The sequence below is a fragment of the Citrobacter sp. RHBSTW-00859 genome (genome assembly GCF_013729795.1).
In the GTDB taxonomy this organism is placed as follows: Bacteria; Pseudomonadota; Gammaproteobacteria; order Enterobacterales; family Enterobacteriaceae; genus Citrobacter; species Citrobacter braakii.
This window is the reverse complement of record NZ_CP056284.1, coordinates 775,139-795,602: the sequence shown is the minus strand read 5'-3', so window position 1 is coordinate 795,602 and position 20,464 is coordinate 775,139. Positions and strand designations below refer to the sequence as shown.

Sequence of the window (20,464 nt, the reverse complement as noted above, 5' to 3'; positions counted from 1 at the left end):
AAAAATAATCAAAGGCCGGGGATTATACGCTGTATGTCGGCAAGAAATGAAGTGGAGTCTGAGTCAGACAAGTAGAAAGTGATTTAAATTGTTAAATTTTACGACGCCCATTTTTATCATTCATAATTAACACCATGCCGGCCAGCTGAGATAACTCTTTTTCGGCGGGGGATTTTTCATTGCGACTCAACGATTCACTGCATATTTCCCAGTTACGGGTAGTTGTTCACCTGTGCGGATTTCTGGTTCTTCTCTACAGCTTCTCCATGCTGCCGCCGATGGTCATTGCTCTGTTAAATAAAGAGCGGAGCTTTTTCGCCTTTTTCAGCACATTTATGACGTTCTTTACCCTCGGCGGTGGAGCGTGGCTGGCAACCAAACATGCAGGAATTCAACTCCGAACCCGGGATGGCTTCGTCATTATCGTCCTGTTCTGGCTGCTGTTTTCGTTTATCAGCGCCATGCCGATGTGGATGGACGATGGCTTAAATCTCTCCTTTGCCGATGCCCTGTTCGAAGGGGTTTCCGGGATAACCACCACTGGCGCTACGGTAATTGACGACGTCAGCGCCTTGCCGAAATCGTATCTGTACTATCGGGCTCAGCTCAATTTTATTGGCGGCCTGGGGGTTATTGTCCTTGCCGTGGCGGTATTACCCCTGCTGGGTATTGGTGGTATGAAGCTGTATCAGTCTGAAATGCCAGGTCCCTTTAAAGAAGAACGCCTCACGCCAAGGCTTGCTGATACCGCTCGTACGCTGTGGCTGACCTACGTCATTCTCGGCCTTATTTGTACTCTGGCCTACTGGGTTGCCGGGATGTCGTTTTTCGATGCCTTATGCCACGGGCTGTCGACGGTCTCTCTCGGCGGATTTTCCACCCGTAGTGAGAGCATCGGCTTTTATAACAGCCACGCTATTGAGTTAGTCGCCGGACTGTTTTCACTGCTGTCTGCGTTTAACTTCACCCTCTGGTACGTAGCTATTGTGAAACGTACCTTTAAGCCCTTTCGTCGTAATGCCGAGCTGCGTTTCTTTCTGCTTATTGCGCTGCTTGTCACCCTGATCGCCACCTGGCAGGTCTGGCGGGCGGGTATGTACGGGATAACGGACAGCCTGGTGCATGCCTTTTTTCTGGCCAGTTCGATGCTGACAGATAATGGCCTGTCGACGGCGGATTATGCGCAGTGGCCTTCGCACACGATATTCATGCTGCTCAGCGCCAGTTTCTTCGGCGGTTGTGTCGGCTCGACCTGCGGGGGGATTAAGGTGCTGCGTTTTTTGATTATGTTCAAGCAATGCCGTCAGGAGTTACATCAGCTCGCGCATCCTCGCGCCCTGCTGAATATCAAAGTGGGCAATAACGTGGTAAGCGACCGAGTAGTGCGTTCGGTATGGAGCTTTTTCTTTCTCTACGTTTTATTTACCAGCTTTTTTATCTGGGCGCTCAATCTGATGGGCTACGATCTCTTCTCCTCTTTCGCCACCGTTGCCGCCTGCATCAATAACATGGGGCTGGGGTTTGGCATCACCGCAACGACGTTTGGCACCTTAAACGAGGAGGCAAAACTTCTGATGTGCGCGGCCATGATCATGGGGCGTCTGGAGATTTACCCAATTCTGATCCTGTTCTCGCGCATGTTCTGGCGGGCGTAACGGAAACTCCGGCGCATTACGGTGCCGGGTTCACCAACATCTGTCCGATCGAGCCACGATCCGCCATTTCCAGCGTCTGACTGTTAAAGTAGAACGGGAAATGAGCCCAGGAAGGTTGTCCGTAGTAGACCAGTAATTCAACCTGGCCGTCGACCCAGACGGTATCTTTCCAGCCCCGGTCTTCCGGGAACGGCATTGCGCCATTCACATTACGGATCAGGAACGAGACGCCTTCGATATGGAAAGACTGAGGCATATCCGCTCGTACCGTCCAGCGCTCCCAGGAGCCCTGCTGAGCGGTAATATCCATGCGGTTGACGTCCCACAGCTGACCGTTGATGCCGGGATCGTCATCCAGACTGATATCACGGCTGCGAATCGGTGAACCACTGAGGATTTCCGTTGGCAGCAGGCGCATTGGCAGACTGTCGGTCACCAGCGGCAGGAGACCCGTCGGGCGCAGCGTCAATACCAGCGTGGAGATGAGAATACTGGAAGGCTCAAAGAATCCGCGGATCCTGTCGACAATGCTGGCCGCCTCACCACAGGTGATAGAGACCTCATTTCCGTTAGTCATATCCACCAGGATCTCACGGCGCTCGCCAGGCGCCAGCGAGAGCTGCTTCACCGAAACGGGCGCAGGTAAAAAGCCCTGATCGCTGGAAATCACATGCAGCGCGCGGCCATCGCTCATTTGCAACTGGTAACGACGCGAGTTTGAAGCGTTCAGCAAACGCAAACGCACCCAGCCGCGAGAGACTTCGACATACGGGCTTTGCGCCCCGTTGACCAGCAGCGTATCACCGACAAAACCTCCGCTGCCAGGTTCGCTGTATTCCGGCGTACCAAAGTTGTCCAGACGCTTGTCCTGGATAATGATCGGAAAATCATCCACGCCGTAGTGGTTGGGAATAGACAGTGATTTACTCACTTCATCTTCAATCAGCCACATCCCGGCAAGACCGTTATAAACCTGCTGGGCAGTACGATTTGGCGTATTGGCGTGATACCACAGCGTAGCGGCATTCTGGCGAATCGGCAGCACTGGTGCCCAGTCTGCATTAGGGGACATCATGCGCGCCGGGCCGCCCATCAGCGGGCCTGGCACCTGTAATCCAGCGACAGTCATCGACACATTTTCAGTCAGACGGTTGCTGTAGATAAGTTTGACGTCATCCCCTTTCCAGACGCGGATCGTCGGTCCCAGGTAGCGACCGTTAATCCCCCAGACAGGTGCGCGCGTGCCTTGCGTGAAGGACCAGTGGGCGCGTTGCAGCGTCATAAATAACGGCTGCCCCCGACGGGACTCCAGCAGCGGAGGTACGGGTAACGGTTGTTGCTGACCGGCAGCATTAGCCTTCAGCGGAACAGCACCTGCACACAGTGCGATCCCCGATGCCTGAATGAACTGACGCCGACTGAATGACATATAAACTCCATGAAAAACTGGCGATTAACACGCAGGAAATCTTTTCCTGTAACAAACCCGAATTGCGCGGATTAAACCTTACCGGCGGCTTCCCGCTCAGCAACTTCTTTATCGAGTTCTGCGATTTTTTGTTCCATCAGCGTGCGGCAATGTGCTGCCAGTTCACGAACCTGATCTTTGCCAAAGTGGCTAATATCCACCGGCGGCAACATCTCTACAATCGCCAGACCATTATTGAGTCGGTTGAGTTTTATCTTATTCGAGGTGGTTGAAACGCACACCGGAATAACCGGGACACCCGCCGCAATCGCCGCATGAAACGCGCCGGTTTTAAACGGCAGCAGACCGCGACCACGGCTGCGCGTTCCTTCCGGGAACATCCAGATAGAAATACGACGTTTTTTGAAATGATTCACCACCGCCGCAATGGTGCTGTGCGCTTTGGTACGGTTGTTTCTGTCAATCAGCAGGTTGCCGGTTAACCAGTACAGCAGCCCGAAGAATGGGATCCACAACAGGCTTTTTTTACCTACCGTCACCGTCGGCGGCTGAACGATATTCGCAGCGGTAACCATGTCATAGTTGTTCTGATGATTACAAATATAGATAGCATTACCATAGTTCTGCGCGTCTGCCGGCATGCGGCACTCAACCTTCAGGCCATAAAGGGGAGCCAGGCGGCCAAACATATGACCGAACGTTGCGACGTGTTTTGGATTTCGTGGGCTGAACAGACAGTATATGCAACCGAAAATACAGACCAGAACGCAGTAAATAACAGTAATGATTAAACGAAAAATATATAGCATAACAACCTCTGAGGCCTAAGAGCCTGGCATTTTACGTCACCTGATTCATCACGCAGTATCAGGTTAGGGCTTTGTTAAGGGCGGCTCTCTGGAAAAGCGTATTGTTAATCGCAACGCACGAATAAACAACGGTTTCACGGGAATTTTTAACGTTGGCTCTCCCCGGGCTAAAACAGGGAGAGCCGGACGGTAGCGTTATTCTTCGCTGTCGCCGTGACTGGCGCGTCGAGGCGAGTCAATGTCAATGCGATCGATACGCTGCAGACCACGCATTAGCGTACCGCGACGGCCACGCTCGCCGGTCACTTTCTGCAACTCTTCAGGACGCAGTTTAATTTTGCGCTTACCGACGTGGATAGTCAGCGTGCTTTGTGGCGGCAGCGCGTAGAGCTGCGCCAGGCCATCTTCGCCTTTCGCCGCTTCCGCTGAAGGGATATTGATAATCTTGTTCCCTTTGCCTTTTGACAATTGCGGCAAATCGCTTACCGGGAACATCAACATGCGACCGGCTTGAGTGATTGCCAGCAGCATATCGGTTTCATCTTCAATCACAACCGGCGGCATAACGCGCGAATTTTCTGGCAGCGTAATCAATGCCTTACCAGCACGGTTACGAGCTACCAGGTCGTTGAAGGTGCAGACAAAACCGTAACCCGCATCGGATGCCATCAGCAGTTTCTGATCGTCGCCTTCCATCAGCATGTGCTCAACCGTCGCGCCCGGCGGCAGCGTGAGCTTCCCGGTCAGCGGTTCACCCTGTCCACGCGCCGACGGCAGCGTAATCGGGTCGATGGCGTAGCTGCGTCCGGTCGAGTCCACGAACACCACCGGCTGGTTGCTCTTACCCTTCACCGCAGACTTAAAGCTGTCGCCCGCTTTATAGCTTAATCCCGGCGCATCAATGTCGTGGCCTTTCGCGCTACGCACCCAACCACTCTGAGACAGCACAATGGTCACTGGCTCTGACGGCAGCATGTCGTGCTCGCTCATCGCCTTCGCTTCTTCACGTTCCTGCAGCGGAGAGCGGCGTTCGTCGCCATAAGCCTCGGCATCAGCCTGCAGCTCTTTCTTCAGCAGGTTACTCATTTTACGCTCGGAAGCCAGAATGCCTTGCAGCTGATCGCGCTCTTTCGTCAGCTCATCCTGCTCGCCGCGGATTTTCATCTCTTCGAGTTTGGCAAGGTGGCGCAATTTCAGCTCAAGAATGGCTTCAGCCTGGGTTTCGGAAATGCCAAACCGCGACATCAGCTCGGGCTTAGGTTCATCCTCATGACGAATAATTTCGATTACTTCGTCAATGTTGAGGAACGCCACCAGCAAACCTTCAAGGATATGCAGGCGTTTAAGTACTTTTTCCAGACGATAGTTCAGGCGACGACGTACGGTATCGCGGCGGAACGCCAGCCATTCGGTGAGGATCTCCAGCAGATTTTTCACCGCCGGACGACCATCAAGACCGATCATATTCAGATTGATGCGGTAGCTTTTTTCCAGATCGGTGGTGGCAAACAGGTGGTTCATCACCTGCTCCATATCCACACGATTGGAGCGCGGGACAATCACCAGACGGGTCGGGTTTTCGTGATCCGATTCGTCGCGCAGGTCGTCTACCATCGGCAGCTTTTTATTGCGCATTTGAGCGGCGATCTGCTCCAGCACTTTTGCCCCGGAAACCTGATGCGGCAGTGCGGAAATCACCACCGCGCCGTCTTCTTTCGTCCATACCGCGCGCATACGTACAGAGCCGCGTCCGTTTTCGTAAATCTTACGAATCTCTGCCCGCGAGGTAATGATCTCCGCTTCGGTCGGGTAATCCGGCCCCTGCACGATGTCCAGCAACTGATCCAGCGTCGTTTTCGGCTGCTCAATCAGGGTAATCGCCGCTTTCGCCACTTCACGCAGGTTGTGTGGCGGAATGTCCGTCGCCATACCAACGGCAATACCGGTCGTGCCGTTCAACAGAATATTTGGCAGACGCGCAGGCAGCATCTTCGGCTCCTGCATGGTGCCGTCGAAGTTTGGCACCCAGTCCGACGTTCCCTGGCCAAGTTCACCCAGCAGAACTTCCGCATATTTAGACAGGCGGGATTCGGTATAACGCATCGCCGCGAAGGATTTCGGATCGTCCGGCGCCCCCCAGTTCCCCTGCCCGTCGACCAACGGATAACGGTAAGAGAACGGCTGCGCCATCAGTACCATCGCTTCATAACAAGCGCTGTCGCCGTGTGGGTGGTATTTACCCAGTACGTCACCGACGGTACGGGCGGATTTTTTAAATTTGGCGCTGGCATTCAGCCCCAGTTCGGACATCGCGTACACGATGCGACGCTGAACGGGTTTCAAACCATCGCCAATAAACGGCAACGCCCTGTCCATGATGACGTACATGGAGTAGTTCAGATAGGCGGTTTCCGTGAATTCATGCAGCGCCAGGCGCTCTGCCATATCGCTCATTAATCGTGGTTCCTCAACTTTGTACCCCTCTATTGAAGGGCAATATTGCCGCAGATACTACCCTATCTGGCGTGTTGAGTCACAAAGAAAAGGGCCACGAGTGCGGCCCTGATGGGGATTATTTGGCAACTTTGGTAATCTGTTTCACGTCGATTTCAACGGAGTTCCAGTCTTTATCCACTTCACCCTGGATTTCAACCACATCCTGCGGTGTGACGGTTACGCCGTTCCAGCGCTTGTGGTCGATATCCACATTCACTGTGCCGGTCGCATCTTTAAACACATACAGGTCGTCGGAAATACGCTCAACGATGTTCCCGCGCAGGGTAACCCAAGTGTCATCACGCAGTGATTTGGCGCTTTCTACCGTCGCGCTGCTACCATTCGGGCCGACAAATCCGCCATTTTGGCTTTGCGTGGTGGTTGTCGGTCCAGAGAAACCGCCCTGCTGCGCTGCCAGAACAGGTGCGGAACACAGTGCCATTACAGCAACCATTGCAGCTAATTTTTTCATCGTCATGTCTCCCTTTCATTTTGGTTTACGACTATTAAATAAGTTAATCCTTAACAAGTTCTTAAGGCAAAAAAAGATACTTTTTTTGCTGTACAGAGGCTGTAGTCACAAGGTTTACTGACGCTAATGAGAGCGGCTGCAGGGAAGAACATATGCGTATTTTACTGATCGAAGATGACACATTGATCGGCGACGGCCTGAAAACAGGTCTGAGTAAAATGGGTTTCAGCATCGACTGGTTTACCGAGGGTCGACAGGGGAAAGAAGCGCTCTACAGCGCCCCTTATGATGCGGTGATCCTCGACCTGACGCTGCCAGGCATCGACGGACGGGACATCTTGCGCGAATGGCGAGCCAACGGAAAGCAGGAGCCAGTGCTGATTCTGACCGCTCGCGACGCGCTGGCGGAACGCGTTGAGGGTCTGCGTCTCGGCGCGGATGACTATCTGTGCAAACCCTTTGCGCTGATCGAAGTTGCCGCCAGGCTGGAGGCGCTGGTGCGCCGTGCCAGCGGCCAGGCGAGCAACATATTGCGCCATGGCCAGGTGACGCTCGATCCCGGTGCGCTGGTTGCCACGGCGGCAGATGAGCCTTTGTCTCTCAAACCCAAAGAGTTCGCTCTACTGGAGCTGCTGATGCGCAATAAGGGTCGCGTCCTGCCCCGCAAACTGATTGAAGAAAAACTGTATACCTGGGACGAAAACGTCTCCAGCAATGCGATTGAGGTACACGTCCATCACTTACGCCGTAAGCTCGGCAGCGACTTTATCCGTACCGTGCATGGCATTGGCTACACCTTGGGTGACACATGAAACTCACACAACGCCTCAGCCTGCGCGTCAGGCTAACGCTTATTTTTCTGATTCTGGCATCAGCGACCTGGGCCGTTTCCAGCTTTGTAGCCTGGAAGCAGACCACCGACAATGTCGATGAGCTGTTTGATACCCAACTGATGCTGTTCGCCAAGCGGCTCAGCACGCTGGATATCAGCGACGTCACCACCTCAAGCAATATGGCTCGCACGCCGAAGAAGCTCAAGCACGGCCATATTGATGACGACGCGCTGACGTTTGCCATCTTCACAATCGACGGCAAAATGGTATTGCACGATGGCGACAACGGCCAGGACATTCCCTACAGCTACACCCGCGAAGGCTTTACCGATGGCCAACTCAAGGGGGACAACGACGCATGGCGTTTTCTGTGGCTGAATTCCGCTGACGGCAAATACCGCATTGTGGTAGGCCAGGAGTGGGAGTATCGAGAGGATATGGCGCTGTCGATCGTCACCGCCCAGTTAACACCGTGGTTGATTGCGCTGCCGCTGATGTTGCTAATCCTGGTGGTCATGATTAGCCGTGAACTCAGGCCGCTGAAAAAACTGGCGCAGGCTCTGCGCTGGCGCTCACCGGAATCGGAGGAGCCGCTCGACCCGAAAGGTGTGCCAAGCGAAGTACGCCCGTTGGTTGAATCGCTCAATCAGTTGTTTACCCGCACCCATTCCATGATGGTCCGCGAACGGCGTTTCACTTCTGATGCTGCCCACGAGCTGCGCAGCCCGTTGACCGCGCTGAAAGTACAAACAGAAGTGGTGCAACTGTCAGACGACGACCCGCAAACGCGGGAAAAAGCGCTGGTACAGTTGCATGCGGGAATTGAACGCGCCACCCGACTGGTCGATCAGTTACTGACGCTTTCACGCCTCGACTCCCTCGACAATCTTCAGGATGTGGCGGAAATCTCGCTGGAGGAGCTTTTGCAATCCACGGTGATGGATATCTACCATCCAGCCCAGCAGGCGCACATCGACGTGCGTTTGCAGATTAACGCGCACAACATCATGCGCACAGGACAGCCGCTGTTGCTGAGCCTGATGGTACGAAATCTGCTGGATAATGCGATCCGCTACAGCCCGCGGGGTAGCATTGTGGAAGTGACGCTCAACGCCCGTAATTTTAGCGTCAAGGATAATGGTCCTGGCGTTGCGCCAGAGGTCCTTACGCACATCGGGGAACGCTTTTATCGTCCACCGGGACAAAGCGTGACTGGCAGCGGTCTCGGCCTATCGATTGTCCGCCGTATCGCAATATTGCATGGAATGTCAGCCTCGTTTGGCAACGCTCCGCAAGGTGGCTTTGAAGCGAAGGTCAGTTGGTAATTGCGTTATTATTGCTCAAATAGCAAAAGACTTTGCACATTTTGCTAATTTCACCGCGTCGCTGGTAGGGGTAAAATCGTCTTCAAACGTATTTCCCTGAGGACACAAAATGAGCAACATTCTGATTATCAATGGTGCGAAAAAATTCGCCCACTCCAAAGGTCAGTTAAACGACACCCTGACCGAGGTCGCGGATGGCCTTCTGCGCGACCTCGGGCATGATGTTAAAATCGTGCGCGCCGACAGCGACTATGACATTCCTGATGAAGTACAGAACTTCGTCTGGGCCGATGTGGTTATCTGGCAAATGCCTGGCTGGTGGATGGGTGCGCCGTGGACCGTGAAAAAATACATTGATGACGTGTTTACCGAAGGTCACGGTACGCTGTACGCCAGCGATGGTCGCACGCGTTCAGATGCGTCTAAAAAATACGGCTCCGGTGGGCTGATTCAGGGCAAAAAATACATGCTGTCACTGACCTGGAACGCACCGATGGAAGCTTTTACTGAAAAAGGTCAGTTCTTCCATGGCGTTGGCGTTGATGGCGTTTATCTCCCGTTCCATAAAGCAAACCAGTTCCTGGGAATGGAAGCGCTGCCGACCTTTATCACCAATGACGTGATTAAAATGCCGGACGTCCCGCGTTATATCGCAGAATATCGCAGAATATCGCAAGCATCTGAACGAAATTTTTGGTTAACTGGTAACCTGGAATTAGAAGGAGTTAACCATGCTTACCGTTATTGCAGAAATCCGTACACGTCCAGGTCAACATCACCGCCAGGCGGTACTGGATCAATTCGCTAAAATCGTTCCAACCGTACTGAAAGAGGAAGGCTGCCACGGCTACGCGCCGATGATCGATCATGCTGCTGGCGTCAGTTTTCAGACCACAGCCCCGGACTCAATCGTGATGGTTGAACAGTGGGAAAGCATTGCGCATCTTGAAGCGCATTTGCAGACACCGCATATGAAAGCCTATAGCGAAGCCGTGAAAGGCGACGTGCTGGACATGAGTATTCGTATTCTGGAGTCTGGCATTTAAGATTGTCGATTTGCCGGATAACGCCATAAACAGACGTATCCGGCTTATATTGCAATCCTCAGGCCTGGTAAGCCCAGCGCCATCCGGCATTCACGGTCAATTACCCTTCGAGATCCGCCAGGTCACCTTTCTCCTGCAACCAGTTACGGCGATCTTCAGAACGCTTCTTGGCCAGCAGCATATCCATCATTGCGTTGGTACGCTGATCGTCTTCGTCCTCAATGATGAGCTGCACCAGGCGGCGGGTATTCGGATCCAGCGTGGTTTCACGCAGCTGCATCGGGTTCATTTCACCCAGACCTTTAAAGCGCTGCACGTTCGGCTTGCCTTTCTTGCGCTTTAACTGCTCCAGCACGCCCGCTTTCTCTTCTTCCGTCAGCGCGTAATACACCTCTTTACCGAGGTCGATACGGTATAACGGCGGCAGCGCCACATAGACGTGACCGTGTTTCACCAGCGTACGGAAGTGTTTCACAAACAGCGCGCACAGCAGCGTGGCGATGTGCAAACCATCGGAATCCGCATCCGCCAGAATACAGATCTTACCGTAGCGCAGCTGGCTCAGATCATCACTGTCCGGATCGATGCCGATCGCCACCGAAATATCGTGAACTTCCTGCGAAGCCAACACTTCATCGGAAGAGACTTCCCAGGTGTTGAGGATCTTACCTTTCAGCGGCATGATCGCCTGATATTCACGATCGCGCGCCTGTTTCGCCGATCCGCCCGCCGAGTCACCTTCGACGAGAAACAGTTCGGTGCGATTAAGATCCTGTGCGGTACAGTCCGCCAGTTTCCCCGGCAACGCCGGACCGCTGGTCAACTTCTTACGCACCACTTTTTTCGCCGCACGCAGACGACGTTGGGCGCTGGAAATCGCCATCTCAGCCAGCAGTTCGGCTGATTGCACGTTCTGGTTCAGCCACAGGCTGAAAGCATCTTTCACCACGCCAGAGACGAATGCCGCGCACTGCCGCGAAGAGAGGCGCTCTTTGGTTTGTCCGGCAAACTGCGGATCCTGCATTTTTACCGACAGCACGTAAGCACAGCGATCCCAGATATCTTCCGCCGACAGCTTCACGCCGCGCGGCAGAATATTGCGGTATTCACAGAACTCGCGCATTGCATCCAGCAGACCCTGGCGCAGGCCGTTAACGTGCGTACCGCCCTGCATGGTTGGGATCAGGTTCACATAGCTTTCAGTCAGCAGCTCGCCGCCTTCCGGCAGCCAGAGCAGCGCCCAGTCCACGGTTTCTGTTTCACCGCTGAAATTACCGATAAACGGTTTTTCCGGCAGCGTCGGCAAGCCATTCACCGCTTCGCTCAGATAGTCATTCAGGCCATCCTGGTAGCACCAGCGCTGTTCACTGTTATTGACCTCATCCTTAAAGGTGATCTCAACACCAGGGCACAGCACCGCTTTGGCTTTCAGTACGTGCGTTAAGCGCGAAACGGAAAAACGCGGGCTGTCAAAGAAGCTTTCATCCGGCCAGAAGTGCACGCTGGTTCCGGTATTGCGTTTACCGCAGGTACCGACAACCTGTAAATCTTGCACCTTATCGCCGTTCTCAAACGCGATGTTGTACACCTGCCCGTCGCGGCGCACGTTCACTTCCACACGCTTCGACAGGGCGTTGACCACGGAGATCCCTACCCCATGTAAACCACCAGAGAACTGATAGTTTTTGTTGGAGAACTTACCGCCTGCGTGCAGACGACAGAGGATCAGCTCTACCGCCGGAACGCCCTCTTCAGGGTGAATGTCTACCGGCATGCCGCGGCCATCATCAATAACTTCCAGAGACTGGTCGGCATGTAAAATCACGTCCACGCGTTTTGCGTGGCCCGCCAGTGCTTCATCCACACTGTTATCAATCACTTCCTGTCCAAGATGGTTCGGACGGGTTGTATCGGTGTACATCCCCGGGCGACGGCGTACCGGCTCAAGCCCAGTGAGTACCTCAATGGCATCAGCGTTATAAGTTTGCGTCATGGTTTAAATAAGCAATTCGAATTGATCGTCAGAAACTGTGCAGTCCAAGGAAATCGACAATCGGGTTGAAATAATCTTCGAAGCCCGTGAATGCGTGGTTTCCGCCCTCAATAACTGTCTGGCGGCAGGAGGCGTAATACGCCACCGCCTGGCGGTAGTCCAACACTTCATCGCCCGTTTGTTGAAGCAGCCAGATCAAATCCGGCGCTTCCAGCGGGTCAATCTGCATGACTTTAAGATCGTAAATATGGCGTGACTCTAGCACATATTGCTGCCCCGTGTAGGGGTTCTCGTTTTGACCGAGATAGTCGACCAGCAGTTCATAAGGTCGGACAGCAGGGTTCACCACCACCGCGGGCAGCATAAAACATTGCGACAGCCAGGTGGCGTAATAGCCTCCTAGCGAGGAACCGACAATTCCCAGCGACTCTCCGCCATGTTCGAGAATGATCGATTCCAGCATCTCTGCGGCCTGGGCCGGATACGGTGGCAACTGGGGTACGATCATCTCAACGTGCGGATGATGCTCCGCCAGCCAGTTTTTCAGCAAACATGCCTTCGCCGAACGAGGAGAACTATTAAATCCGTGAAGATAAAGAAGCGTAGACATCAGTAGCCTTCTGAAGCGGTATCAGGGTGGAACCGATTACCCTGCAGACGGCGTACCTGCGTCTGCAACGTCCCGTCAGCAAAAAGCTCCAGCGTCCGCCAGCCGGGGCTGATGGTATCTAACGTGAAGTTGGAACAGTGTGGCTTAAACTGCACACAGGTCGACGGCGTCGCCATCAGGCGGCGTCCGTTCCAGTCCAAATCCAGTTCCTGATGAATATGCCCACACAACAAATACTTGGCACGAGGATAATTCACCAGCACGTTATCCAGCTCTGCGGCATTACGCAGGCTATGCTGATCGAGCCAGCTACAACCTGCTGGCAGAGGATGATGATGCAGAAGCAGCAAAGTATTGCGCTCAGGCGCATCGGCAAGTTTACGTTCCAGCCATTCGAGCTGAAATTCGCTTAATTCACCGTGGGGAACGCCGAACACCTGGCTGTCCAACAACAGGATTTGCCACTGTTCACCAATAAAGACGCGTTTAGCGGGTGAGATCCCCGCGTCCTGTAGCGCGCTGTACATTGCCGGCTGAAAATCGTGATTGCCCGGTAGCCAAACGCAGGGCGCACGAAAGCTTGCGATGCCCTCAGCAAAATGCTGATAGGCCGCAGCGGATTGGTCCTGCGCCAAATCACCAGTCGCGACGATCAGATCGTATTCAGGCGACTCTGCATGTATTGCATCCAGTACGGATTGATAGCTGTCCCAGGTGTTTACACCCAGCAGCGTTTCATGCTTTTCGGCAAACAGGTGAGTGTCTGTAATTTGTAAGATCCTGACTCTGGCCTCACCAGCCAAAGGAAGGGTTAACAGGCTTTCCAAATGGTGTCCTTAGGTTTCACGACGCTAATAAACCGGAATCGCCATCGCTCCATGTGCTAAACAGTACCGTAACCAGTCGGCCAGAAACTGATTAATTTGATGCTTTTCGTCGCGTTGATGCAACTTTTTATTTGGATAATCATACCGCGCTTTGAAGCGAAAGATCTGCTGACTCGAACACACTTCAGCCACCCTCGCGTCATGATACAGGCGGACTGTCAATGACGGCAGGCTCCAGTATGTGACCGCGGGTGCCGTTTGTTCGATCGCGACAAGCGTAGTGTATCGGGTCGATTCAACGATCGTTAACCGATATTGTGCGTTTGCGACCTGATAGCTCACTGTTTCATCGGCTGCGTCATTACGCGGCAGCAGACGGCGCAATTGCGAATAGTTGGTTTCGCACAGGCGCATCATTTCAGGGAAGTCAGGTGTGTAACGCTTCATTTTTTCCACTCAGTTTTTAACTCTTGATAGTGCAGCTGTAACCATTGCAAGGCGATGACAGAAGCCGCGTTGTCGATTTTCCCCTCTTCAACCCATTGATAAGCCTGCTCCCGGCTCACCACATGAACACGAATATCTTCGTTTTCATCAGCCAGACCGTGGATCCCGCTCGCGGTCGTGGCGTCCACTTCGCCAACTAAAATAGACAGGCGCTCACTGGTGCCGCCAGGGCTTGCCAGATAGCTCAGAACGGGCTTCGTACGTTTAACTTCCAGCCCGGCCTCTTCCATCGCTTCACGACGAGCCACATCCTCAACGGTTTCGCCCTCTTCAATCATTCCGGCCACCATTTCCAGGAGCCACGGACTTTCGCTGGTATCAAACGCTGCGATACGGATCTGCTCGACCAGAACAACTTCGTCCCGCTCAGGGTCAAAGGGTAGCAAGACTGCCGCGTGTCCGCGCTCAAAAATTTCGCGCTTTACCTCACCGCTCATACCGCCGTTAAACAGGCGATGGCGGAACCGATAAAGATCCAGTGAAAAAAAACCGCGGTATAGCGTTTCTCGTGCAATAATTTCTACATCATTTTTAGTGAAAGTCATTGGCAAGTTGTCTGGTTTACGCATTGTGCTGTCCTGAGACCAATAGTGATTAAAATGTGAATTTCAAGGTCGTTTGACTGATGTTTGAACGCCCTTGTGTTAAATTGATGCAAATTAACGCCGTATGGCACGTAACGCCAACTTTTTGAAGTGGCGGATTCTGCTAGAATCAGCAAATATTTTTACAATTTGATCAGCGCTAAATACTGCTTCACAACAAGGAATGCAAATGAAGAAATTGCTCCCCATCCTTATCGGCCTGAGCCTGTCGGGGTTCACTACTTTGAGCCAGGCAGAAAACCTGATGCAGGTTTATCAGCAAGCACGCCTGAGCAACCCGGAATTGCGTAAATCCGCCGCCGATCGCGATGCTGCATTCGAAAAAATTAACGAAGCGCGTAGCCCATTACTGCCGCAACTAGGTTTAGGTGCCGATTACACCTACAGCAATGGCTACCGTGATGCAAATGGCGTCAACTCCAACGCAACCAGCGCGTCATTACAATTGACTCAGACGCTGTTCGACATGTCTAAATGGCGTGCCCTGACGCTGCAAGAAAAATCAGCAGGCATCCAAGACGTAACGTATCAGACCGATCAGCAAACGCTGATCCTGAATACCGCTACCGCTTATTTTAACGTACTGAACGCGATTGACGTGCTGTCTTACACTCAGGCACAGAAAGATGCGGTCTATCGTCAGTTAGATCAGACCACACAGCGTTTTAACGTGGGCCTGGTCGCCATCACTGACGTACAGAACGCCCGTTCACAATACGATACCGTGCTGGCGAACGAAGTGACCGCGCGTAACAATCTCGACAACGCGGTAGAACAGCTGCGCCAGGTGACCGGTAACTACTACCCGGAACTGGCTTCGCTGAACGTTGATGGCTTTAAAACCAACAAACCGCAGGCGGTGAACGCGCTGCTGAAAGAAGCAGAAAACCGCAACCTCTCATTATTGCAGGCGCGTTTGAGCCAGGATCTGGCGCGTGAACAGATTCGTCTGGCGCAGGATGGTCACTTACCGACGCTGGGTTTGACCGCCTCTACCGGCGTTTCTGACACCTCCTACAACGGGTCGAAAACCAACACCTCCCAGTACGACGACAGCAACATGGGCCAGAACAAAATTGGTCTGAACTTCTCGCTGCCGCTGTACCAGGGCGGGATGGTTAACTCGCAGGTGAAACAAGCGCAGTACAACTTTGTTGGCGCGAGCGAACAACTGGAAAGCGCGCACCGCAGCGTGGTGCAAACCGTGCGTTCTTCGTTCAACAACATTAATGCTTCCATCAGTAGCATTAACGCGTACAAACAAGCGGTTGTCTCTGCCCAAAGCTCTTTAGATGCGATGGAAGCAGGCTATTCCGTAGGTACCCGTACCATCGTGGATGTGTTGGATGCCACCACCACGCTGTACAACGCCAAGCAGCAACTGGCGAATGCGCGTTATACCTATCTTATCAACCAGCTTAACGTCAAATCTGCGCTCGGTACGCTGAACGAGCAGGATCTGGTGGCGCTGAATAATACGCTGGGTAAACCGATCCCGACTTCTCCGGATAGCGTCGCGCCGCAAAATCCGCAGCAAGATGCCGCGGTGAATGACTTTAACAGCAACGGCAATATGCCTGCGGCTCAACCAACGGCTGCACGTTCAACCAGCAGCAACGGTAACAACCCGTTCCGTAACTGATGCTGATGACGGGGCTTCGGCCCCGTCTGAACGTAAGGCAACGTAAAGATCCGCCCCTTCTTCCGCATTCTCGCCTCTTCCCGCTTCAATTTCGACCAGTCATCCTCTATTCTGAGCAGAGTTACCACTGGGTCCTGGAAGACATAAATGAAACGGACAAAATCTATACATCACGCCTCGTTCCGCAAAAGCTGGAGCGCGCGCCACCTGACTCCTGTCGCTCTGGCAGTTACCGCTGTTTTTATGCTCGCGGGCTGTGAAAAGAGTGACGAAACGGTTTCGCTTTATCAGAACGCGGACGACTGCTCTGCAGCTAATCCGGGTAAAAGCGCCGAATGTACCACCGCGTTTAACAATGCGCTGAAAGAAGCTGAACGCACCGCGCCAAAATACGCCACTCGCGAAGACTGTATCGCTGAATTCGGCGAAGGCCAGTGCCAACAGGCACCTGCACAAGCGGGCATGGCGCCGACCGGTGAAGGCCAGGCTCAGGCGCAGAATCAAAGCAGCGGCAGCTTCTGGATGCCGCTGATGGCAGGCTATATGATGGGCCGCATGATGGGTGGCGGTATGGGCGCTCAGCAGCCGCTGTTCAGCTCGAAAAATCCGGCCAGCCCAGCATACGGCAAATATACGGATGCTGGCGGCAAAAACTACGGCGCCGCAACGCCGGGTCGCACCATGACCGTACCGAAAACCGCCATGGCGCCGAAACCGGCTACCACCTCTACCGTAACCCGCGGTGGATTTGGCGAATCTGTGGCTAAACAGAGCACCATGCAGCGTAGCGCAAGCGGTACTACCACTCGTTCAATGGGCGGCTGATCGTCATGGAAAGAGTCAGTATTGTTGAGCGCCCGGACTGGCGCGATAAAGCCACCGAATACGGTTTCAACTTTCACACTATGTACGGCGAGCCGTACTGGTGTGAGGATGCGTATTATAAGCTCACGCTTGCTCAGGTCGAAAAGCTGGAAGAGGTCACCGCAGAGCTGCATCAAATGTGTCTCAAAGTGGTGGAAAGGGTCATCGCCAGCGATGAGCTGATGACCAAGTTTCGCATTCCGAAGCATACCTGGGGCTTTGTCCGCCAGTCCTGGCAGACACAGCAACCGTCGCTCTATTCGCGTCTCGATCTGGCGTGGGACGGCACGGGCGAGCCTAAGCTGTTAGAAAACAACGCCGATACGCCAACCTCTCTGTACGAAGCTGCGTTTTTCCAGTGGATCTGGCTGGAAGACCAACTCAATGCAGGCAACCTGCCGGAAGGCAGCGATCAATTCAACAGTCTGCAGGAAAAGCTGATCGAGCGTTTCGCCGAGCTGCGTGAGCAGTATGGTTTTCAGTTGCTACATCTGACCTGTTGTCGCGATACGGTGGAAGATCGCGGAACGATCCAGTATCTGCAGGATTGCGCTGCCGAAGCTGAAATCGCCACTGAATTCCTCTATGTCGAAGATATTGGTCTTGGTGAAAAGGGTCAGTTCACGGATATGCAAGATCAGGTCATAGCTAACCTGTTCAAGCTCTATCCGTGGGAATTCATGCTGCGCGAAATGTTCTCCACTAAGCTGGAAGACGCTGGCGTTCGCTGGCTGGAACCAGCCTGGAAGAGCATTATCTCTAACAAAGCGTTATTACCGCTGTTGTGGGAAATGTTCCCGGATCATCCGAATCTGCTGCCTGCGTATTTCGCCGAAGATGACTATCCTCAGATGGATAAATTCGTCGTAAAGCCGATCTTCTCACGTGAAGGTGCGAACGTTTCCATTATCGAAAACGGTAAAACGATCGAAGCAGTGGAAGGGCCGTACGGCGAAGAAGGTATGATCGTGCAGCAGTTCCATCAGCTACCGAAGTTTGGCGACAGCTATATGTTGATCGGCAGCTGGCTAATCAACGATCAACCAGCTGGCATTGGCATTCGCGAAGACCGCGCGTTGATCACGCAGGATCTCTCGCGTTTCTATCCGCATATTTTTGTCGAATGACTGAGAGTGCCGGGTGGTAGCTGCGTCTTACCCGGCCTACAGCACGAACTGTAGGCTCGATAAGCGCAGCGCCATCGGGCATTTATCATCCGACCTGCACCGACAACATACTCAAACTTCCCATCTCAATCCCGTCAACAGGAATAATCACCGGCTCTTTGCCATCCCAGGCACCTAATACATACAGCAGCGGCAGATAGTGATCCGGTGTCGGGTTCGATAACGATCCCCCTTCATGATCGAGATAGTTCACCAGCGGGTGCTGTTCAACCGGTCCCTGCCATGTCAGGTTTGCTTTAACATAATCGTTGAATGAGGTCGCCCACGGATATGGCGTGTTCTCACCGTGCCAACGCGCAGTGCGCAGGTTATGCACCACGTTACCGCTGGCTACCAGCATAATGCCCTCATCACGCAGTGCCGCCAGCTTGCGGCCAATTTCAAAATGCCAGGCCGCAGGTTTGGTACTGTCAATGCTCAGCTGCACCATCGGAATATCCGCATGAGGGTACATCTTGATCAGCACGCCCCATGAACCGTGGTCAAAACCCCACGCCTCTTTGTCTAAGGTAACGGGCACTGGGGCCAGCAAGTCAACCAGATGCTGCGCCAGTTCCGGTGATCCAGGAGCCGGGTAATGGGTGTCATACAGCGCCTGCGGAAAACCGCCAAAATCGTGGATTGTTTTAGGTGCTTCCATCGCCGTCACGCCCGTGCCACGAGTGAACCAATGCGCCGAGACCACCACAATGGCTTTCGGGCGCGGCAACGTTTCCCCCAGTTGCTGCCAGGCGCGGGTATAAACGTTATCTTCCAGAACATTCATCGGGCTACCGTGACCCAAAAACAATGCTGGCATACGAGTTGAAGACATGATGATATCCTTACTGAGGGAGTCATTTTGATACCACCACAATACGCTTATTCGGCTGATGAAGAACTCAGATAACCATGATGAAGATCATCAGTTATTTTGACGATCCGACCCGGACAGCAGATTGATAAGGAGTTTTATTTGTCGATGTCAGTACCTTTACTTCTGACTTTACTGGCAGGCGCCGCCACGTTTATCGGCGCATTTCTCGGCGTGTTAGGGCAAAAACCCTCCAACCGCGTACTCGCCTTTTCGTTAGGCTTCGCCGCAGGGATTATGTTACTGATCTCACTGATGGAGATGCTCCCAGCCGCACTGGCTGCTGAAGGCATGTCGCCGGTATTGGGCTACGGAATGTTTATCGTTGGCTTACTGGGATACTTTGGCCTGGACCGCCTATTGCCGCATGCGCACCCTCAGGATCTGGTACAGAAAACCACGCGGCCTCTGCCCGGCTCCATTAAACGTACCGCGATTTTATTAACGCTCGGCATTAGCCTGCACAACTTCCCGGAAGGGATAGCGACGTTTGTTACCGCCAGCAGCAATCTCGAGCTGGGCTTTGGTATTGCCCTTGCCGTCGCATTACACAATATTCCTGAAGGATTAGCCGTTGCGGGTCCAGTCTATGCAGCCACGGGCTCCAAACGGACGGCGATATTCTGGGCCGGGATCTCGGGCATGGCGGAAATCCTGGGCGGCGTACTGGCGTGGTTAATTCTGGGGAGCCTGATCTCACCGGTAGTGATGGCGGCAATAATGGCTGCAGTCGCAGGAATTATGGTGGCGCTGTCCGTCGATGAGCTAATGCCGTTGGCAAAAGAGATCGACCCGAATAATAATCCCAGCTATGGGGTACTTTGTGGAATGTCGGTGATGGGGTTAAGTCTTGTCATCCTCCAGTCCATGGGGATCGGCTAATTCAGAGGGCGGATGCCACCCTGCTAATTTACAGCATCCGCTCATCCATAGCAGAACGTGAAGGACTATTCCTGTTCCTTAACCGCGCTGTTATCTTCGCCAGAACGACGAAAGAGTTTGTTTCGCGCCTCGAGTAATGCATCCCGGTCTTGCCGAAATGCCCGACAATAACGCTTCATATGGCAATAATAACCAACTGCAACGAGTGCAATTAATACAATCCAGTACCAGGCGATAAACATTCTTTTACCCTTAAAATTTAACATCATTAAACATTTAACGTTAAAATTTTACACAACCTTATTCTGACATACTCCTATAGTGGCATATTCCAGAAACAAATATATGATTTCGATCATATAAACCAGCAGCTATGCAAATAGTTAACACCGTTATAAAAAATAAAACAATGTCGACAAGATCACACTG

At 53.1% G+C, this 20,464-nt stretch carries 19 protein-coding genes and 1 pseudogene; 9 read left to right on the top strand and 11 right to left on the bottom strand.

Annotation, left to right across the window (positions count from 1 at the left end; genetic code table 11):
* The first annotated feature begins 179 nt into the window (after window positions 1-179).
* Window positions 180-1,655: a TrkH family potassium uptake protein gene (locus HV302_RS04070; RefSeq protein WP_181626946.1), complete on the top strand. Its 1,476-nt coding sequence runs from the start codon at window positions 180-182 to the stop codon at window positions 1,653-1,655.
* 16 nt (window positions 1,656-1,671) lie between these two features.
* On the opposite strand, the gene ftsP is transcribed toward HV302_RS04070, so the two are convergent.
* From ftsP to HV302_RS04050, 4 genes are all read right to left on the bottom strand, one after another.
* On the bottom strand, window positions 1,672-3,084 hold the full coding sequence (gene ftsP / locus HV302_RS04065; RefSeq protein WP_016154508.1) for a cell division protein FtsP: 1,413 nt from the start codon (window positions 3,082-3,084) through the stop codon (window positions 1,672-1,674).
* 71 nt (window positions 3,085-3,155) lie between these two features.
* Window positions 3,156-3,893, bottom strand: coding sequence for a 1-acylglycerol-3-phosphate O-acyltransferase (plsC, locus tag HV302_RS04060; RefSeq protein ID WP_016154509.1), 738 nt, complete (start codon window positions 3,891-3,893; stop codon window positions 3,156-3,158).
* Between the two features lie 195 nt (window positions 3,894-4,088).
* Window positions 4,089-6,347: a DNA topoisomerase IV subunit A gene (gene parC / locus HV302_RS04055; protein ID WP_181626945.1), complete on the bottom strand. Its 2,259-nt coding sequence runs from the start codon at window positions 6,345-6,347 to the stop codon at window positions 4,089-4,091.
* Window positions 6,348-6,465: 118 nt separating this feature from the next.
* On the bottom strand, window positions 6,466-6,861 hold the full coding sequence (locus HV302_RS04050; RefSeq protein WP_016154511.1) for a YgiW/YdeI family stress tolerance OB fold protein: 396 nt from the start codon (window positions 6,859-6,861) through the stop codon (window positions 6,466-6,468).
* A gap of 152 nt (window positions 6,862-7,013) precedes the next feature.
* On the opposite strand from HV302_RS04050, the gene qseB reads away from it, so the two are divergent.
* The 4 genes and pseudogenes from qseB (at window position 7,014) to HV302_RS04030 (ending at window position 10,065) form a co-directional block, all read left to right on the top strand.
* On the top strand, window positions 7,014-7,673 hold the full coding sequence (gene qseB / locus HV302_RS04045; RefSeq protein ID WP_046276171.1) for a quorum sensing response regulator transcription factor QseB: 660 nt from the start codon (window positions 7,014-7,016) through the stop codon (window positions 7,671-7,673).
* On the top strand, window positions 7,670-9,019 hold the full coding sequence (qseC, locus tag HV302_RS04040; protein WP_181626944.1) for a quorum sensing histidine kinase QseC: 1,350 nt from the start codon (window positions 7,670-7,672) through the stop codon (window positions 9,017-9,019). The genes qseB and qseC overlap by 4 nt, the downstream gene beginning before the upstream one ends.
* A 109-nt stretch (window positions 9,020-9,128) precedes the next feature.
* Window positions 9,129-9,720 (top strand): annotated as a pseudogene (locus HV302_RS04035) (NAD(P)H-dependent oxidoreductase).
* A 30-nt stretch (window positions 9,721-9,750) separates the two neighbouring features.
* A complete protein-coding gene (locus tag HV302_RS04030) occupies window positions 9,751-10,065 on the top strand; it encodes a putative quinol monooxygenase (protein WP_181626943.1) in 315 nt (104 codons plus the stop codon).
* Window positions 10,066-10,165: 100 nt separating this feature from the next.
* On the opposite strand, the gene parE is transcribed toward HV302_RS04030, so the two are convergent.
* Genes parE through nudF form a run of 5 tightly spaced genes read right to left on the bottom strand, consistent with a single transcriptional unit; the run spans window position 10,166 to window position 14,571 of the window.
* Window positions 10,166-12,058, bottom strand: a complete 1,893-nt coding sequence (gene parE / locus HV302_RS04025) for a DNA topoisomerase IV subunit B (protein WP_046276169.1) — start codon at window positions 12,056-12,058, stop codon at window positions 10,166-10,168.
* A gap of 28 nt (window positions 12,059-12,086) precedes the next feature.
* Window positions 12,087-12,668, bottom strand: a complete 582-nt coding sequence (gene yqiA / locus HV302_RS04020) for an esterase YqiA (protein WP_003024575.1) — start codon at window positions 12,666-12,668, stop codon at window positions 12,087-12,089.
* The gene (gene cpdA, locus HV302_RS04015; RefSeq protein ID WP_181626942.1) at window positions 12,668-13,495 is read right to left on the bottom strand and encodes a 3',5'-cyclic-AMP phosphodiesterase; all 828 of its coding nucleotides are present in this window, start codon (window positions 13,493-13,495) and stop codon (window positions 12,668-12,670) included. Before cpdA ends, yqiA begins: the two co-directional genes overlap by 1 nt.
* A 24-nt stretch (window positions 13,496-13,519) precedes the next feature.
* Window positions 13,520-13,942: a DUF1249 family protein gene (locus HV302_RS04010; RefSeq protein WP_016154518.1), complete on the bottom strand. Its 423-nt coding sequence runs from the start codon at window positions 13,940-13,942 to the stop codon at window positions 13,520-13,522.
* A complete protein-coding gene (gene nudF / locus HV302_RS04005) occupies window positions 13,939-14,571 on the bottom strand; it encodes an ADP-ribose diphosphatase (RefSeq protein ID WP_016154519.1) in 633 nt (210 codons plus the stop codon). The genes HV302_RS04010 and nudF overlap by 4 nt, the downstream gene beginning before the upstream one ends.
* A gap of 199 nt (window positions 14,572-14,770) precedes the next feature.
* Here nudF and tolC point away from each other — a divergent pair, with 199 nt between their 5' ends.
* From tolC to HV302_RS03990, 3 genes are all read left to right on the top strand, one after another.
* On the top strand, window positions 14,771-16,249 hold the full coding sequence (gene tolC, locus HV302_RS04000; protein ID WP_094761926.1) for an outer membrane channel protein TolC: 1,479 nt from the start codon (window positions 14,771-14,773) through the stop codon (window positions 16,247-16,249).
* A gap of 147 nt (window positions 16,250-16,396) precedes the next feature.
* Window positions 16,397-17,074, top strand: coding sequence for a DUF1190 family protein (locus HV302_RS03995; RefSeq protein ID WP_016154521.1), 678 nt, complete (start codon window positions 16,397-16,399; stop codon window positions 17,072-17,074).
* Window positions 17,075-17,079: 5 nt separating this feature from the next.
* A complete protein-coding gene (locus HV302_RS03990; protein WP_016154522.1) occupies window positions 17,080-18,240 on the top strand; it encodes a glutathionylspermidine synthase family protein in 1,161 nt (386 codons plus the stop codon).
* An 85-nt stretch (window positions 18,241-18,325) separates the two neighbouring features.
* Here HV302_RS03990 and ygiD read toward each other — a convergent pair whose 3' ends face one another.
* Window positions 18,326-19,114 carry a 4,5-DOPA dioxygenase extradiol gene (gene ygiD, locus HV302_RS03985; RefSeq protein ID WP_019077699.1) on the bottom strand — a complete coding sequence of 263 codons (789 nt, stop codon included), beginning with the start codon at window positions 19,112-19,114 and terminating at the stop codon, window positions 18,326-18,328.
* A gap of 147 nt (window positions 19,115-19,261) precedes the next feature.
* Here ygiD and zupT point away from each other — a divergent pair, with 147 nt between their 5' ends.
* Window positions 19,262-20,035 carry a zinc transporter ZupT gene (zupT, locus tag HV302_RS03980; RefSeq protein WP_016157488.1) on the top strand — a complete coding sequence of 258 codons (774 nt, stop codon included), beginning with the start codon at window positions 19,262-19,264 and terminating at the stop codon, window positions 20,033-20,035.
* 65 nt (window positions 20,036-20,100) lie between these two features.
* Here zupT and HV302_RS03975 read toward each other — a convergent pair whose 3' ends face one another.
* On the bottom strand, window positions 20,101-20,277 hold the full coding sequence (locus HV302_RS03975; protein ID WP_016154525.1) for a hypothetical protein: 177 nt from the start codon (window positions 20,275-20,277) through the stop codon (window positions 20,101-20,103).
* Between the last annotated feature and the right edge of the window lie 187 nt (window positions 20,278-20,464).